This is a genomic window from Citrobacter sp. CK195 (genome assembly GCF_030333365.1).
Taxonomy (GTDB): domain Bacteria; phylum Pseudomonadota; class Gammaproteobacteria; order Enterobacterales; family Enterobacteriaceae; genus Citrobacter_B; species Citrobacter_B koseri.
The window spans coordinates 661875-677616 of sequence record NZ_JAOWGB010000022.1 but is presented as its reverse complement, the minus strand read 5'-3'; the positions used below and the strand labels follow the sequence as shown (position 1 = coordinate 677616).

The following is a 15742-nucleotide window of genomic DNA, read 5'->3' as shown; positions in this document are numbered from 1 at the left end:
GTTAAACAGGCATTTCGCCCAAATAAATCTGTGCAATTTGATCGTCATTAAGCATCGCTTTCGACTCGCCGTGATGCACAATGCTGCCGCTGTCCATCACCCAGGCGCTGTCGGTTACTTCCAGCGCCAGTCGGGCGTTTTGTTCAATGAGCAGCAGGGCGACGCCGCGTGCGCGCAGCCCGGCGATCACGGTAAAAATGTTTTCCACCATCCTGGGGGCTAACCCCATAGACGGCTCGTCGAGGATCAGCAAACGCGGGCGGCTCAGCAGGGCGCGGTTGAGCGCTAACAGCTGCTGTTCGCCGCCAGAGAGCAGTCCTGCAAGCTGGTGCTGGCGTTCGCCAAGACGCGGGAAACGCTCAAAAATCTCTGCCATTTCGCGCTTAACGCGGGCGGCGTCACGCCTTAACCATGCCCCCATCTGCAAATTTTCAAGCACCGTCATGCGGGCAAAGATGCCGCGACCTTCCGGCACCATCACCAGCCCGTTGCGCAGCAGCGTCTCCGGTTTCTGTTTGCGTACGGCTTTGCCATTGAACTCAATGTTGCCGTTAAAACTTTCCAGCCCAGTGATGGCGCGTACGGTGGAACTTTTACCCGCGCCGTTGGCGCCAATCAGCGTGGCTTGTTCACCCTCATGCAGGGTAAAGGAGATATCGCGAACGGCCTGAATACCGCCGTAATGCACATCCAGGCGTTCCACCTTCAGTAACTCAGACATGCTTATTGCCTCCAAGCCAGGCTGCGATAACTGCCGGATCGCGACGCACGCTATCCGGCGTGCCGCAGGCCAGCGTTTTGCCGTAATCGAGCACCGTCAGGCGGTCGCAGATGTTCATCACCAGCTTGACGTCGTGCTCGATCATCAGCAGGGTTTTGCCATCTTCACGAATACGAATTAACAGCTCGCCAAGCGCGACCTTCTCGGCGGCATTCATCCCCGCAGCAGGTTCGTCAAGCGCCAGAAGCAGCGGATCTGTAGCCAGCGCGCGGGCGATCTCAAGACGACGCTGGTGGCCGTAGGCCAGATCGCAGGCGCGGTAATGGGCAAACTTAGCAATGCCGGTGTACTCCAGCCAGCGCCAGGCCTGTTCGCGGGTTTGCGCTTCTTCCTCACGGGCGCGTTTATGGCGGCTCAGTGCAGCCCATAGCCCATTACGGGTGCGAACGTGGCGACCGACCATCACGTTTTCCAGCACCGACATCTCGTTGAACAGACGCACGTTTTGAAAAGTGCGTGCAATCCCGGCGGCGGTGACTTTCTCTATCTGTTTTGGGTAATAGGGTTGGTCTGCAATAAAAAACGCCCCTCTGTCTGCCGGGTAAAGCCCGGTAATCAGGTTAAAACAGGTGGTTTTTCCGGCTCCGTTGGGGCCGATCAGACCGTAGATCTCGCCTTTATTGATGGAAAGCGAAACATCGTCCACGGCGGTCAGGCCGCCAAAGCGTTTGGACATATTGCTCACGGTTAACAGGCTCATGCTTTCACCTCTTTGTGGCGAACCGGCCAGATACCGGATGGGCGAACCAGCATCACCAGCACCAGTGCAAGGCCGTAGAAGAGCTGACGCAAAATTTCCGGGTCAATCAGTACCGTGCCGAACAACATCTGTTGAACAGGGGCCGCCTGGCTACGGAGCAGTTCCGGCAGAGCGGTCAGGAGCACCGCACCGAGGATCACGCCGGGGATATGGCCCATACCGCCCAGCACCACCATCGCCAGCACGGCAATGGACTCTTGCAGGGTGAAGGATTCCGGGGAGACAAATCCCTGAAACGCGCCAAACAGTGCGCCAGCGACGCCGCCAAACGAGGCGCCCATAGCAAAAGCCAGCAGCTTATAGTTACGCACGTTAATGCCCATCGCGCGGGCCACGTCTTCGTCCTCACGAATCGCGTGCCAGGCGCGACCGATACGTGAGTGTTGCAGGCGCAGGCAGACAAAAATGATCGCCACAATGACCAGCATCAGCAGGTAGTACCACAGCCACAACGCGGGTACTTTAAAGCCGAGCCAGTGATAAACACCGCTGAACTTCAGGCCAAACAGATTAAGCGTATCCACGCCGGTGATGCCTTTGGCACCGTTGGTGATATTCACCGGACGATCGAGGTTGCGCATCAGAATGCGGATAATTTCGCCAAAGCCCAGCGTAACAATTGCCAGATAATCCCCGCGCAGCTTCAGCGTCGGTGCGCCAAGCAAAATGCCGCATACGGCAGCGACCAGCGCCGCAGCCGGAACGATCAGCAGATACGAGGTATGTAGCCCGTCCGGGAACCAGACGGTGAGGATTGGGAACACCTCAGACAGATGGGGAGAGGCCAGCAGAGCGGCCAGATAAGCCCCAACGGCATAAAAGGCAATAAACCCCATATCCAGCAGGCCGGTATAGCCCACGACGATATTGAGCCCCAGCGCCAGCATGATGTAGAGCAGGGCGAAATCGATCACGCGGACCCAGTAGTTACCGCCAAGCTGGCTGGCAACGACAGGAGCGATCAGCAATGCGATGCAGAACAAGGTCATGCCTGACCAGAATTTGCGCGTCGTGGCTGGAGCTTGCAGTTGTACGGTTGTCATTGATTTTCCCTTACGCTCTGTGCGCCACGCGCTCGCCCAACAAACCTGCCGGACGGAATACCAGCACCAGGATCAACACGATGAAGGCAAACACGTCCTGGTAATTACTGCCAAAGACGCCGTTAGTGAGTTCACCGAGATAGCCCGCACCCAGCGCTTCTATGACACCCAGTAAAATCCCGCCGATCATCGCGCCGCGAATATTGCCAATGCCGCCAAGCACGGCGGCGGTGAACGCTTTAATTCCGGGGAGAAAGCCCATTGAGAAGCTGGCGTTACCGTAGTTGCTCGCCATCATCACGCCGGCCAGCGCCGCAAAAATGCCGCCGATAGCAAACGTCAGGGTGATGATGGCGTTTGGGTTAACGCCCATCAGCGTGGCGACCCGCGGATTCTCTGCCACTGCGCGCATGCCTCGCCCGAGGCGAGTGTATTCAACCAGCAGCCACAGACCGGTCATGACCGCCAGCGCCAGCCCGACGGTGGCAATGCCGGTGAGAGTGATAATCGCGGGTGGGTGAGTTTCGCCGCCGGAGGTCACGGCGATCGGGGCCATCGACAGGATCTGCGGGAACATCAGCGGGTTGCGGGTCCAGACGATCATCGCCACGGTTTGCAGTAATACGGAAACGCCGATACCGGAGATCAGCGGAGCCAGTCGTGGGGCGTTACGCAGCCTGCGATAGGCGAAACGTTCTACCGCCATTGCCAGCAGGGCGCAGACGGCCATCGCAATGAGCAGCGCTACACCGAGTTGCAGTAACTGCGGCATAGCAGGGAAGGTATGATTCAGGACATTGATGGCGGAGAGCGTAGTGAGCGCGCCAACCATCAGGATATCGCCGTGAGCAAAGTTAATAATACGCAAAATACCATACACCATGGTATAGCCCAGCGCGATCAGCGCGTAGATGCTGCCCAGCATCACACCGTTTATCAGTTGTTGTATGAGTGTGTCCAACGTTTGTACCCGACAAATTGCTCTTTCAGTGGGTACCATCCAATAATTGAATAAAATTGTAAAATACACATATATTATTTCTTATGATAAACAGATATTTTCATATCTTAATGATTAATATGATTATTTTATTAATCACAAAACAAGCTTATAGCCTAAAGAAATCAATATATGAATAAAACAGAACAATTGACGACATTGCCCTCCTTTGCGGAGAGTCGCCTTGCCAACGATCCTCCGTTGCGGGCGGTGCGCGCCTTTGAAGCCATTGCCCGGTTAGGAAGCGTGACGCAAGCCGCGAGGGAACTGGCGATTTCTCCATCTGCGGTTAGCCATCAGCTCAAGTTACTTGAGGGATATCTGCAAATCGCGCTCACCGAACGGCATGGACGACGACTGGCGCTGAGCCAACAAGGGCGTGAATATTATCGTTCGATCCGTGCGGCGTTTAACGTTTTGCGTCAGGCGACGGAGCATCTGGTGGAGCAGGAGCAGACCCGGCAGGTAACGATTAGCCTGATTCCGCTTTTTGGGATGGGCTGGTTTATTCCTCGCCTGCCGATGTTTATGCGCGCGAATCCGCATACCGAGATTAACGTGGTGTATGCCAATCACCGCAACTATCTGAGTGATGCTTCAGACATGTCGATCCGCTTCGGCAATGGCAACTGGGCGGGATACCAGAGTGAAAAACTGATTTCCGGGCGCATGGTGCCGGTATGCAGCCAGGCGTTTTTGCGACTGCATGGTCATATTGATACCCCGGAGCAACTGATGCAGATGCCGCTGCTGCATGATGAAGAACGAACCACCTGGCATCAATGGTTTATTCAGCAGGGCGTGAAGCGTTCCCCGCCGCGCAGCGGCCCCTTGTTTGAGGACGGTCTGCTGACGCTGGCGGGCGTACAGGCAGGACTGGGATGCGCCCTGATGCGCGAACCCCTCATTATGCCGTACCTGGATAAAGGCGAGCTGGTGAAGATTTTCGATCTGCCAATAGATGACGGGCGCGACTACTATTTGTGCGTCCGCCAGGATAGTGAAATGACGCAGGATGGCAAACTATTACAGAACTGGTTAAGGCGCGAAGCGGCTACCGTATAACGATATCACCGCATATGAAGCGAATAAGGGGCGACATAATGAAATGCCGTTTTCAGCGCAGCGTTGCATAGCCTCTGGAGAACGCAATTTCTTCCCGGTCGCAGACGACTTGCCAGGCGTCTGCTGACGGGGTGATAAATCCCCGCAGCCCCAGAGGCCGTAATAGCGTGGCGTCGCGTTCTGTGTTCAGCGTCAGCAGCGCCGTTTGCAGCGCCGTAATGGCCTGTGGATTAACGGTATCGCTTGCCACCAGTAAAGGCATCGGTGCGGGAACGCTGCGCGTCAGTATGCGCACATGGCGCGTTAATTCCGGCTCATACCGGCACAGAAGCGACCAGGCATAGCTGTCCAACGGGCCGACATCCGCTTCGCCCGCCGCCAGCGCTTCCACCACGCGTCGCGGGGTGATTAGCGGCCCGACAAGCGTGCGATAGAGCGTCTTTCGCGTCTCGTTAATGTATGCCGACAAATGATAGCGTACCGCGTTATAGCCGGAGTGCGACTCCGGGTTGGTATACGCCAGCCGCCCGCCGAACGTCTCTTCCAGACATCTGGCGGTAGACGATGTCGGCACCATAAATAGGGTGCGGTAGTGCCCTGGAATCCCTTCCCTGGCGGCCTCTTCCGTAACCGGCGCGGCCACCGGGCGTACCGGAAAGCGCCGCTGCGCGAAGGGCCAGCCGCACATGAATACCGCCAGCAGATCGGAACGAGCCCATAGCCCCTCCAGCCTGGCCGGGGCCGGGTAGTCAACAATCTCTGCCGTCAGCCCGGCGCGGCGCACGGCTTCGGACAGGAGTCTTTTCCACCCCTCCGCCGCTGCCGGAGTTACCGAGTACATTCTTGCGTTAACAATCATCGGTAACGTAGCTCCTGACCAATACCCAGCGCACGCGCTTTCTTCAGCATCGTATGCCCCAGTGCAATATCGCTTAGCGACAGCCCCCGGTGCCAGAAGAGGATGGTTTCATCATCATTTTCACGGCCTGGCTTCGTGCCCGCGACAATGTCGCCCAGCTCGGCATGCAGGGTATGCTCACTTAATTTTCCCGCTTCTACGTGGGCTCGCAGTGAACCAAACATGCCGCCTTTGCACTGCCCCCAGTCGTCCACCACCAGCTTGTCCATCATGTCGGTGAGCGACAGCTCCACGGCGCTCATGGTGCCGTAGGGCACAACAAAGGCGCCGGGCTTTATCCATTCTGTTTTTAACAGCGGCGTCGGCGCATTAAGACGCGAGGCTTCGACCACAATATCCGCGCCGCGCACGCAGCTTTCCCAGTCATCGGTAACGATGATTTTTTTGCCGAGATCCTGCTCCAGACGGCGGGCAAATGCGGTACGGCTTTCCGGGCGACGCGAATGAATGCGGATTTCATCAAAATCATAAATGCTGTTGAGCAGACGAACGTTCCACCAGGCGGTTCCCCGCGCGCCGATATGTCCCAGCACTTTACTGTTGCGGCGGGCAAGGTGGCGTGCGCCCAGCGCGGTAAGCGCGCCGGTGCGCATATCGGTGATCGCTGACGCGTCCAGAATGGCGACCGGCATCCCGGTGCGCGGATCGAACAGGTTCAGCAGCGCCATTTCCGAGGGCAGCCCGAGCGTATAGTTATTGACGTAATCGCCGACGATTTTTACCCCGGCGAGTCCCAGCGGTTCGATATAACCGCGCAGCACGTTAAAGTGGCCGTTAAACGCTTTATCGGGAATTAAATGCATGCGCGGTTCAATGACTGTTTTTTTCTCTCCCTGTGCCCGCAGCCCGTCCTCCACCGCCGTGAGGATTTCTGTATCCGTGAGCTTCAGTTGGTCAACGTCGGGGCCGTTTAGCCAGGTTAAATGGATGGGTTGAGTCATAAATTTCTCTCACTGGTAACATGGTTCGCATCGGGTCGTACGTGGGTGAAAAGCCGCTGGCGAGTTAATACGCCAACGGGCGCGCCGCATTTGGTGACGGTGATGCTGTCGGCGCGCCGGGAAAGCATCAGCGCCAGCGCGTCTTTCAGGGTAGCGTTGACGTCAAGCCGTTGTGGGTGGTCAGCGCTCAGAGACGTTTCCATCGCCTGGGCTACCGGGGTAATAGCAAGAAGTTTCAGCGCCGCATCGCTGCCGACAAAAGCCGCGACGAACTCATCTGCCGGGGCCGAGAGCACTTCAGCGGGCGGGGCATACTGGCACAGGCGTCCTTCGCGCATAATGGCGATGCGATCGCCCATTTTGATGGCCTCATCAAGATCGTGAGTGACGATAATCACCGTCTTTTTCACGCGTTGCAGAATCTGCTTAAACTCGGTCTGTAATCGCCCGCGAACCAGCGGATCGATGGCGCCGAACGGTTCATCCATCAGCATGACCGGCGGGTCCGCCGCCAGTGCGCGGGCAACGCCCACCCGTTGCCGCTGACCACCGGAAAGCGCGGCAGGAAATCGACTGGCGTATTGCCGGGCATCCAGCCCGACCAGCTCCAGTAATGTTTCCACTCGCGCCTGAATACGCGAGGCGCTCCAGCCCAGCAGGCGCGGCACCGTGGCGATGTTGTCGGCGACGGTCATATGCGGGAACAGTCCGACGTTCTGAATAACGTAGCCGATATGCCGACGCAGCATCACCGGATCTTCCGTTGCGACGTCGCGCCCATTTACCCGGACACGCCCGGAAGTGGGTTGTTCCAGCCGGTTGATTAAGCGCATGGTGGTGGTTTTACCGCAGCCGGAAGGGCCAATCAGGGCCGTGGTGGTTCCCTCTTCAAACGTCATGGAGAGATCGTCAAGCGCTTTACGCGGCGAACCAGGATAAATTTTGCTAATATTTTCCAGTGTAATCATTGTATTAGCCCTTACGTCGGCTGAGAATACAGGCGCTCAAGCAGGGCGAAAAGCGCTTCGATAGCCACAGCGAGCAGAATAATCGGCACCGCGCCGACCAGCAGGCGCGACATGTCCATGATGGCAATGCCGGTGGTGACAAAATCCCCCAGACCGCCGCCACCGATAAATGACGCCAGAGCCGCGCCGCCGACAACCTGTACGGCGGCGGTACGGCAGCCGGCGAGAATGCCGGGAGCCGCCAGTGGCAGTACGATTTTGCCTGTGACCTGCCAGGGCGTGAGTCCCATGCCGTGCGCCGCTGAGAGCGTATCCGGGTTCACGGACTGAATGCTGGTGCAGGTGTTGAGCAAAATCGGCGGCACGGCCAGCACCACCAGCGCGACGACTGAAGGCAGCAGGCCAATACCGAGAAACGGCATGATCGCCGCAAGGATCGCCAGACTTGGGATCGTCCGCAGCGTGCTGGCGCCGCTGGTGATGATAAAAGCGAGGCGAGGGATGTTCGCGATCAGCACGCCCGTCGGGATAGCAATAATCAGGGCGATGCTGAGCGCCAGCCCGCACATCATCAGATGCTGCCACACTGCCTGCCAGAACAGCGGCTGGTTATCCAGCACCCATAGCCATGCCTGGGTTATCATTGGTCTCTCCCCTGTAAAACGCGCCGCTGTAGCCGGACAAAAAACAGATCCGCGCCGATCGCCAGCAGCGACGTCAGGCCGCCGCCGATAAATATTTTCTCTGGATAGCGCTGATCCAGCCCGGCGAGAATAATTGCGCCAAGTCCACCGGCGTTGATATATGCCGCGACCGTAGCGATGCCGATAAGCGTGGTGGTGGCAATGCGCAGTCCGGTGATGATGAACGGTAGCGCCAGCGGCAGTTCCACTTCGCGCAGATTGCGCCAGGCGCCATATCCCATTCCGCGCGCCGCTTCGCGGACGTCCAGCGGAATGGCATGAAAACCGGTGGCAATATTGCGGGTCAGGATCATCAGCGCATAGGCTGTCAGCCCGACAATCGCCGGGAGCATTCCGATGCCGAGCCACGGGATGAGCAGTGCGAATAGCGCCAGCCCTGGAATGGAAAAAATCATGCCGGTGACCGCCATCACCAGCGCATACAGTCGCGGGCGGCGGGCGGTGGTAATGCCGAGAAACAGTGAAATAGCGAACGCCACCAGCATTGCGGTGCCGACCAGTACCAGATGCTGCCAGAGTGCCAGCAGAATGTCGTCATAGTGTCGCGTCGCCCAGCGCATCAGGAGGTCTCCAGCAATACGGCCTGGCCTGCAAGCCATTCCGGCTGCATTATTGCGTCGGCCAGAACGGAAATATCGCCAGCGCTGGCGCGATCTTCATCCAGCGGCGCCACCCGAGCGCGAATCTTGTCGTGTAATGCCGTTGCATAGCGTCCTGGCCGTGGCGACGCCTGAAGATCCAGCGCCTGCGCGGCGACTAGCAGTTCAATGGCCACCAGATAGCGCAGGCTTTCCAGTAGTCGTGTGGTTTTGGCGACCACCCCCATTGCCTGCGAAGCGTAATCTTCAATCCGATCGGCTACCGGCATCGTCAGCGGGGAGAGCGGCTGGGCATGATGGGCGATATCGCTGACCAGCGCGGAAACCGTTTTTTGCAGCGTGGCGAAGCCTGTCTGCCCGGCGTGGCGGGTGAGAAAACGCGGCAGGCCGCTGGCGGCGGGTGACATCAGTTTCATGATGCGTTCGCCGCTGCATGCGGCATGGCGGGCGAGAGCCAGCCCGAGGCTTTCCAGCGCCAGCGCCAGATGTGTGGCATCAAAATTGGCATTTGCCAGAACCTGTTCAGACTCAGCCAGCAGGCCGGGATTGTCGTCGGCGCTGTTGAGTTCCAGTTCCACCGCCGCGCGGGCATTCAGCCAGGCATGGCAAACGCAGGCCAGCACCGGCGCGACGCAGCGGAAGCTGAGCGGGTCCTGCAACGAACGCGCGCTGCCGGGCTGGAGTAGCGGGCTGCCTTCCAGCAGCGCCAGCAGATACGCGGCGGTCTTAGCCTGTTGCGGTGCGGGGCGCATCCGTGCCGCCCAGGGCGTCAGCGGCGAGATATTAGCGCGAAACGCTTCAAACGAGAGCGCGATAGCGCCCGCGTGAGCGTTCATAAGCCGGGCGGCGTCGTGCAGCAGCAGCGCGGCGAGGCCAACGCTGGCGGCGTTAGACGACACCAGCGCCAGCCCGTCTTTTCCACGCAGCGGCGCAGGCGTCAGACCCGTCTGGTTCAGCAGTGCGGAGACTGGCGCCACCGTACCCTGATATTCCGCTTCGCCATCGCCGATGAGCGCGCATCCGATATGCGCCAGCGGCGCGAGATCCGCTTCGCCGATAGATCCGATAAGCGGAACGCGCGGATGGATGCCTTCGTTGATAAAGGCCAGCAGCGTCTGCGCCACGGGCAGAGAAATACCCGATGCGCCCTGCACGAAACCCGCAAGACGCGCCAGCATGATCGCGCGAACCTGTGCGGGCGTTGCCTGCTGGCCGACGCCGACCGCCCGCGCCAGCGGGATCCGTCGCTGAATCGCCTGTAGCAGATCCTCATCGTGACGGTCATTTTGCGTGTGCAGCAGCGTCGTATCGACATTAGCGCCAAGCCCGGTGGTGACGCCATAGATATGCTTTCCGGCGCTGATGCTGTGCAGCAGAAAATCAAAGGACGCGCTGATGGCCTGCTGCGCCTGCGCCCCCAGCGCGACAGTCTGCCCGCAGTCAGCAACAGCTCGCACGTCATCAAGCGTGAGCGGCGCGTCGCCCAGAAAAAGTGTCGTTGTCACGGTCGTACCCTATTTAATTACGCCTTTTGCGCGCAAAAAGTCTTCCGCCACATCGCGCGGTTCTTCTTTATTCTTTTCCACTTCCGCATTCAGTTTTTGCATCGTGGCGTTATCAAGCAACTGGCTGATGTTATTTAAAATGTCGCGAACCTGGGGATGTGCCTGTAGTGCTGTATCGCGCACGACCGGCGCAACTTCGTAGGGAGGAAAGAGGTGTTTATCGTCTTCCAGTGCGACATACTGGTTTTCCGCGATTTGCCAGTCGGTTGCGAAGCCGTTTGCGACGTCTATTTGCCCGGCAGCAAGGGCGTCGTAGCGCAGGCCGACTTTGGCAAACTGGCGGAAAGCTTTAAATTTAATGCCGTAGGTCTGCTCCAGCCCTTTCAGGCCGTCCTGACGGTCGCCAAACTCCGCACCTGCGCCGATGGTCAGTTCCGGCGCGGCTTTGGCGAGATCGGAGAGCGTTTTCAGGTGGTATTTCTCTGCGGTTTGTTTGCTCACCAGCAGTGCGTAGCCGTTGTTCACGCGGGCTGGTTGCAGCCAGGTGAGATGATATTGCTGCTGGTAGGCGTCGCTGACCTGCTTAAACACCTGTGCGGCATCGGAGGAGGGCTTTCCTTTGACCACTGCGCTGAGCGCCGTACCGGTATATTCCGGGTACATATCAATTTCGCCTTTCAGCAGCGCGGCGTGGGCGATTAACGTCCCGCCCAGGTTTGTTTTGCGTTCAACGGAAAGCCCGGATTGCTCCAGTGCCTGGGCATAGATTTCCGCCAGAATATATTGTTCGGTAAAGTTTTTGCTGCCCACAACGAAATCCGCTGCCTGCGCCTGCGCTGCGAACAACCCCAGCGCCAGCCAGGAGGCTGCCAGTTTGTTTTTTATGCTCATCCCCGTTTCCCCGCAAAGAAATGCATGAATTTACTTGTATATACAAACCAGCGAAGCTAGCAGCATATTGACGGCGCATGAAATAGGGATTCGTTCTTTCTTATAACGAAACTTTAAATGTTTACTATTTGGCTGACTTCTCCATGATGTGCCGTTTATTGATGCTGATTACAATATGGATAATGGGTTCGAACGTGTGAAACCGTAAATTTCAGGGAAGGGAGTTGTATTATGGAAAGGCGTAAAGCCATTTTTTGATAATGGCTTAGTCAATGGGGAATACCCGCTTACCCCGCTAAATGATGAAGGGTAAAGACCCGATTGCCGCAGAATGTATACGCAGGCCGGAGAGCAGGCTCCTGAATGTTATTCACCTATCGGTTGATAACCCTGCCATTCTGGTTGGTCACGACGTCCTGTCGGGCAGGGTGTCAGATGAATAAATAGCCCGCCTACCTTTTCAAGTAACAGGCAATCATCGACATCCTTCAGATTGTCTTTATGTTGCTGTTCAACGCCGCAGAGCAACGTTTGTAGTGCATTCTTTCTGGCCTGTTGTGCGTCTTGCGCGACAAAAAGATCAAATTCATGTAATTCAGCTAACGTATCAGGCCGATATCTACCAACGTTAACAAAAAATAACCTGTTCGCCGTTGGGGAGGGTTCAGGAGAGAGTGTGACAGAATAGCCATTCACCCACGTAATACGGCTGTAACCATCAATGTGAATCTTATCCTTGTCACCAAACCATGCTTCTCTTAGCGCAGGCCAGGCGTCTTGTGGCTCGTTGGCTGCGACAAACTGAATATCGTGTACTTCGATATTGGATTTACCGGCATTTCCACCGATATAAAACATATACAGGTTCATGGAAACTCTCTTTTAGCATTGATGTCGTTATGCATTTGACTACATAACGATTGTGGTCGCAACCTGATAAACAATATCGGGAGTCTGGGTATCCCCGGTATCAAAGCGTACCAGCATCGCCAGACAAGTTTCAGACGGGGCTCAGTGCCGTTGAATGGTCTTAACGGCGGAGAGTGCCGGGTGGATACATAAGTAATTTTGGCTGCTCAGTAATCCCATCTTTTTTAATGCCGACCTCTTGTAGTAAGAGACCGTTTTTTCAGAGATGTTTATTGCGCTGTACATTCGTTTCACATTCCCGGCGCGGACTAACTCGCTGAGAATAAAAAACTCTTTGTCAGTGATGGTGTTACTTTCCGTATTTTTTCTATTTGAAATAGCTATCAGAATATCGTTTAATTCTGATAATGTTTTGTTTTTATTGAAGTAATATACACCGTACTGGCAAAAGAAATGGCGACGGGAATGCAGGCCTGACGGTGATATGCACAGCGTAACCTTACTAAAGAAAAAGGTTATTAACCTGTCGAGTAAACCCGGCTCTCTGACGGAGAGCAACACAACGGTATCTTTTGATAGCGAAAAAGAGGTGGTTAGCGTGAAACGTTCAAACTCGGCAGCATCGCTTAAAAAAATGCTCTCAACACGCGTACCTGACTCTTTCATCCCTTTCGATATACCCGTCAGATAATAGACGTCATCAGACACTATCACTATTTTCAACTTCATTTGAATCCCTTTTTTATATTTGAAATATGCTGGTTTCCTTAATATTTAAATCGTTATTACGAATGATTCTCGCTCATCAACGGGCCAGAGAAATCCCTGGGCATAATGTACGTCGCTCTCCGAAATAAAGCGGTGCTGGTATTCGTTTTCAACGCCTTCCACCAGAACATGATCCGTCAGGTATTCCACCTGTCTTACCAGCGTTGTCATTGCTGAGGTATCCTGTTCAGCGGATATTCTCCAGAGTTCATGTTTATCAATCTTAATCCCATCAAAGCGAAAGGGGAGTTGCGCAATTAACGGAATATGCCTGACATAGAGATCGTCCAGCCAAAGTTGAGTATTAAAAGCGCGCATTAGGGTCAGAATTGCATCAATATGCAGCACAAGTTGCGGAAAATAAGACTCGCTTTGCTGGCAATCAATTTCAATGACCTTTGGGCCGGGTAACATGGCAAGAATCGATCTGAGCCACACCAGATTCATAAGCAATGGAATCGTAATATTCAAAAATAAAATGCCATTGCGATCGTGCTGATTTGCTACTCCCGTGCATATCTGTTCCTGAACAATATGTGACAGGAGTTCTGGCGAAACAGAGCGGAAAAATAGCTCTGGATCTGCCCCTTCCGGCTGGCAGAGCACCTCACCGCCAATCCGTCTACCGGTCTGGACATGAATGATAGGTTCGATACGGCACATGAGTTTCATAATAATGGCATATCCTTTTTAATTATAAACGGTGCATCGGGCTTTTCTGGGATTAATTAAATCGGTCGCGATAAGATATGCTTGCACTTTTTAGTGGATTACTGTTTATCGCTTTCAGCATTTTTATGTGTTCATTTTTAGTGCTTAGATGCAGCTTTTTATTGATCTTTTTGATGTAGTAAAAAAGCGTGTGATAGCGTTTATTTATTATTTTTGCGATGTCATGGGTAGGCGTGCTGTGGGCCAGTTCGGTCAGAACGGTCCATTCAATGTCGTCAAAAGAATCCGGCTGTTCTATTTCAGCCATGAGATCGTTAATGTACTGGCTGTAAAAAGCCTCATCCAGCCAGCAGGCATGAACGGCATGATTAAGCTCGGACATGGGTTCATACTTAGAAACGATATTGATATAATGAAAACTTCGCAAAACCTGAAGCAGGTAACTGTTACGCGTAAAAGTAAACACCGTTAAGCGAATGCCAGGATAGTTTATCTGCATATCATAAATGAAATTAAGCGCCTCCAGCGCACTCTCCTCCAGCGTAAAAACTTCCATGACGACATTATCAATAATATGGTTTTCTATTTTGTATTTTGCTTCTCTGAATGTCGGGCTGGTGTGTAGTACCAAAGGGTTGATCAGGTGTTTGCAAAGAAAATTAATCATATAGTTATCGGTATCAATAATTAACGTTGAATGGAGCGGCTGCGTAACGCTATTTAATGACTTGACAGAGTTTTCTATCATAACTAAATCAAATCTTGCAGTGGAAGGATTACAGGATGAGTCCTCACTGCTGAGATAAAGAAATTGATCGTTCTGTAGTGTACGCATTATATTTTTCGATCCGCATATCGTTTACAATAATGACAAGATGTAAAATTTAACTGTAACTATTTATAAAATAAGAAAATAATAGTGATACTATTAAAACACACCATGATAAGGCGTTGATATACACTTCATCCTTCAGGCTGCCTCTTTGTTGGCTGCGCTCATTCACCCCTGTCACGTACTACGTGTACGCTCCTGGGACTCATTCACTTGCCGTCTCGATGCTTCTCAAATGATTTTGTGTATAAATATCTTTCTTTTTTTGTTGAGGCTTCTGATTATTTCAGTAGATGACTATTCTGTTTCTCGCCTTTTATCATGGGTAAATGATGTTTACTTTCGCCGTGGTTTGTATTCTGCCTTCCGTCGGTTTTGCACCATAGATGTAATAATATGCTCTCAGTGGAATATCAAAATTGCTTCCCCACTGCGCAATCTTATAGAGCTCATACTCGCTGGTAATATTACCTGCGGTAAGCTCTGTCTGGCTGATGGCAATTTTTTTACTGGTATCGGCACGCATAATTCGCACCCCAATATTCCTTGCCGTTCCCTGGGTGTTTTTCAGGGTGTATTTATCCGTATCGACGCTGGCGCTACTGAGATAAAACTGAATGGTGCGTGTGCTCATGCCTTCTAACAGGTCGCTGCATTCGGCATGCAGAGTGAAGTTTTCATAAAACTGCGCTTCCTTTCCTGCGGATATCAGGCTGGTAAGATCGGTTTCCGGTAGCGTGACCGTCGTATCCGGGATGCTACAGGTGCTGACATGAGGACGATAATTGATCGTGATATTCTGGTAGAACAGGCGTTTCTCTTCGTCAGAACCGATAAGGCCTAATATCCATTTAATGAATTCGGCTAAATTAACGCCGGGAAACCAGAAATCGATACCTGAAGCATCAACAACGGATATAGCGTGAGCAAGAGTAATACTGGTTGCGTCCGGGCCAACGTTATAGACATAGGCCGGGTTGGCGCCGCTCGGTACGCTTTTGAGTAACTTAGCCTTATAGGTATAGACCACGTTATTCAGCGAAGTACCGGGAATATAACTTTCTCCAGAGCGACTATAGTCTTTTTTCGTGGGTACAATATTGCCGATGGTGAATTGCAATACATAGTTACCATAATTGATATAGGCCGTGCTGTTGGCCATTTCAGAGATAATGGCAACACGGTTAGCATAACCAATCCATTCGCCGGTACAGCTAAACGTACCGGATGACAGCGACAGGTTCTGCGAACCTGTGGTTTCGCTGCTGAGGGAAAGTGAATCCAGGTTGAGCACCAGATTGCTCTCTTTTTGCGCGCCGGAATCGCTTGTACAGGAGGCCTGTACGCCATAGCTTATCGATCCCAGTAGCCAGGCAAGAATTAACGTTATTGTACGCATAGTGATTTTCATCCTCTGCTCCTGC

The 15742-nt window shown here is 54.0% G+C and carries 17 protein-coding genes; 1 reads left to right on the top strand and 16 read right to left on the bottom strand.

The window, feature by feature from the left end; all coding sequences use genetic code 11:
• Position 1: 1 nt before the first annotated feature.
• The 4 genes from OGX93_RS08130 to OGX93_RS08115 are packed head-to-tail and all read right to left on the bottom strand — an operon-like array spanning position 2 to position 3545.
• Entirely contained in the window at positions 2 to 721 is a 720-nt protein-coding gene (locus OGX93_RS08130; protein WP_071260035.1) for an ABC transporter ATP-binding protein, read from the bottom strand.
• A complete protein-coding gene (locus tag OGX93_RS08125; RefSeq protein WP_012133754.1) occupies positions 714 to 1481 on the bottom strand; it encodes an ABC transporter ATP-binding protein in 768 nt (255 codons plus the stop codon). Before OGX93_RS08125 ends, OGX93_RS08130 begins: the two co-directional genes overlap by 8 nt.
• Complete coding sequence (locus OGX93_RS08120) at positions 1478 to 2584, bottom strand: branched-chain amino acid ABC transporter permease (protein ID WP_049010604.1); 1107 nt, start codon at positions 2582 to 2584, stop codon at positions 1478 to 1480. The genes OGX93_RS08125 and OGX93_RS08120 overlap by 4 nt, the downstream gene beginning before the upstream one ends.
• A gap of 10 nt (positions 2585 to 2594) precedes the next feature.
• Positions 2595 to 3545 (bottom strand): branched-chain amino acid ABC transporter permease, encoded by a 951-nt coding sequence (locus OGX93_RS08115; protein WP_200023551.1) that lies wholly within the window; start codon positions 3543 to 3545, stop codon positions 2595 to 2597.
• Positions 3546 to 3716: 171 nt separating this feature from the next.
• Between OGX93_RS08115 and OGX93_RS08110 the strand changes: the two genes are divergently transcribed.
• A complete protein-coding gene (locus tag OGX93_RS08110; RefSeq protein ID WP_047458702.1) occupies positions 3717 to 4649 on the top strand; it encodes a LysR substrate-binding domain-containing protein in 933 nt (310 codons plus the stop codon).
• 52 nt (positions 4650 to 4701) lie between these two features.
• Here the strand turns inward: OGX93_RS08110 and OGX93_RS08105 are convergent, their stop codons facing one another.
• The 12 genes from OGX93_RS08105 to OGX93_RS08050 form a co-directional block, all read right to left on the bottom strand.
• Positions 4702 to 5508 (bottom strand): phosphate/phosphite/phosphonate ABC transporter substrate-binding protein, encoded by an 807-nt coding sequence (locus OGX93_RS08105; protein WP_199971290.1) that lies wholly within the window; start codon positions 5506 to 5508, stop codon positions 4702 to 4704.
• Positions 5505 to 6509 (bottom strand): ornithine cyclodeaminase family protein, encoded by a 1005-nt coding sequence (locus tag OGX93_RS08100; protein ID WP_012133749.1) that lies wholly within the window; start codon positions 6507 to 6509, stop codon positions 5505 to 5507. The genes OGX93_RS08105 and OGX93_RS08100 overlap by 4 nt, the downstream gene beginning before the upstream one ends.
• A complete protein-coding gene (locus OGX93_RS08095) occupies positions 6506 to 7477 on the bottom strand; it encodes an ABC transporter ATP-binding protein (protein ID WP_286449367.1) in 972 nt (323 codons plus the stop codon). The genes OGX93_RS08100 and OGX93_RS08095 overlap by 4 nt, the downstream gene beginning before the upstream one ends.
• An 11-nt stretch (positions 7478 to 7488) precedes the next feature.
• On the bottom strand, positions 7489 to 8121 hold the full coding sequence (locus OGX93_RS08090) for an ABC transporter permease (RefSeq protein ID WP_286449368.1): 633 nt from the start codon (positions 8119 to 8121) through the stop codon (positions 7489 to 7491).
• Positions 8118 to 8741, bottom strand: coding sequence for an ABC transporter permease (locus OGX93_RS08085; protein WP_286449369.1), 624 nt, complete (start codon positions 8739 to 8741; stop codon positions 8118 to 8120). Before OGX93_RS08085 ends, OGX93_RS08090 begins: the two co-directional genes overlap by 4 nt.
• Complete coding sequence (locus OGX93_RS08080) at positions 8741 to 10285, bottom strand: HAL/PAL/TAL family ammonia-lyase (protein WP_047458690.1); 1545 nt, start codon at positions 10283 to 10285, stop codon at positions 8741 to 8743. Before OGX93_RS08080 ends, OGX93_RS08085 begins: the two co-directional genes overlap by 1 nt.
• A gap of 9 nt (positions 10286 to 10294) precedes the next feature.
• Positions 10295 to 11176 carry a glycine betaine ABC transporter substrate-binding protein gene (locus OGX93_RS08075; protein WP_012133744.1) on the bottom strand — a complete coding sequence of 294 codons (882 nt, stop codon included), beginning with the start codon at positions 11174 to 11176 and terminating at the stop codon, positions 10295 to 10297.
• A 366-nt stretch (positions 11177 to 11542) separates the two neighbouring features.
• Positions 11543 to 12046, bottom strand: coding sequence for a DUF1543 domain-containing protein (locus OGX93_RS08070; protein WP_286449371.1), 504 nt, complete (start codon positions 12044 to 12046; stop codon positions 11543 to 11545).
• Between the two features lie 141 nt (positions 12047 to 12187).
• Positions 12188 to 12775, bottom strand: a complete 588-nt coding sequence (locus tag OGX93_RS08065; protein ID WP_130029236.1) for a LuxR C-terminal-related transcriptional regulator — start codon at positions 12773 to 12775, stop codon at positions 12188 to 12190.
• A 45-nt stretch (positions 12776 to 12820) separates the two neighbouring features.
• Complete coding sequence (locus tag OGX93_RS08060; protein WP_286449373.1) at positions 12821 to 13486, bottom strand: EAL domain-containing protein; 666 nt, start codon at positions 13484 to 13486, stop codon at positions 12821 to 12823.
• A gap of 52 nt (positions 13487 to 13538) precedes the next feature.
• Positions 13539 to 14321, bottom strand: coding sequence for a hypothetical protein (locus tag OGX93_RS08055; RefSeq protein ID WP_130029234.1), 783 nt, complete (start codon positions 14319 to 14321; stop codon positions 13539 to 13541).
• Between the two features lie 316 nt (positions 14322 to 14637).
• Complete coding sequence (locus OGX93_RS08050; protein WP_286449375.1) at positions 14638 to 15729, bottom strand: fimbrial protein; 1092 nt, start codon at positions 15727 to 15729, stop codon at positions 14638 to 14640.
• Between the last annotated feature and the right edge of the window lie 13 nt (positions 15730 to 15742).

Coding starts and splice junctions, on each gene's coding strand:
- OGX93_RS08130 (WP_071260035.1), bottom strand. CDS start 721: ATGTCTGAGTTACTGAAGGTGGAACGCCTGGATGTGCATTACGGCGGT.
- OGX93_RS08125 (WP_012133754.1), bottom strand. CDS start 1,481: ATGAGCCTGTTAACCGTGAGCAATATGTCCAAACGCTTTGGCGGCCTG.
- OGX93_RS08120 (WP_049010604.1), bottom strand. CDS start 2,584: ATGACAACCGTACAACTGCAAGCTCCAGCCACGACGCGCAAATTCTGG.
- OGX93_RS08110 (WP_047458702.1), top strand. CDS start 3,717: ATGAATAAAACAGAACAATTGACGACATTGCCCTCCTTTGCGGAGAGT.
- OGX93_RS08105 (WP_199971290.1), bottom strand. CDS start 5,508: ATGATTGTTAACGCAAGAATGTACTCGGTAACTCCGGCAGCGGCGGAG.
- OGX93_RS08100 (WP_012133749.1), bottom strand. CDS start 6,509: ATGACTCAACCCATCCATTTAACCTGGCTAAACGGCCCCGACGTTGAC.
- OGX93_RS08095 (WP_286449367.1), bottom strand. CDS start 7,477: ATGATTACACTGGAAAATATTAGCAAAATTTATCCTGGTTCGCCGCGT.
- OGX93_RS08090 (WP_286449368.1), bottom strand. CDS start 8,121: ATGATAACCCAGGCATGGCTATGGGTGCTGGATAACCAGCCGCTGTTC.
- OGX93_RS08085 (WP_286449369.1), bottom strand. CDS start 8,741: ATGCGCTGGGCGACGCGACACTATGACGACATTCTGCTGGCACTCTGG.
- OGX93_RS08075 (WP_012133744.1), bottom strand. CDS start 11,176: ATGAGCATAAAAAACAAACTGGCAGCCTCCTGGCTGGCGCTGGGGTTG.
- OGX93_RS08070 (WP_286449371.1), bottom strand. CDS start 12,046: ATGAACCTGTATATGTTTTATATCGGTGGAAATGCCGGTAAATCCAAT.
- OGX93_RS08065 (WP_130029236.1), bottom strand. CDS start 12,775: ATGAAGTTGAAAATAGTGATAGTGTCTGATGACGTCTATTATCTGACG.
- OGX93_RS08060 (WP_286449373.1), bottom strand. CDS start 13,486: ATGAAACTCATGTGCCGTATCGAACCTATCATTCATGTCCAGACCGGT.
- OGX93_RS08055 (WP_130029234.1), bottom strand. CDS start 14,321: ATGCGTACACTACAGAACGATCAATTTCTTTATCTCAGCAGTGAGGAC.
- OGX93_RS08050 (WP_286449375.1), bottom strand. CDS start 15,729: ATGAAAATCACTATGCGTACAATAACGTTAATTCTTGCCTGGCTACTG.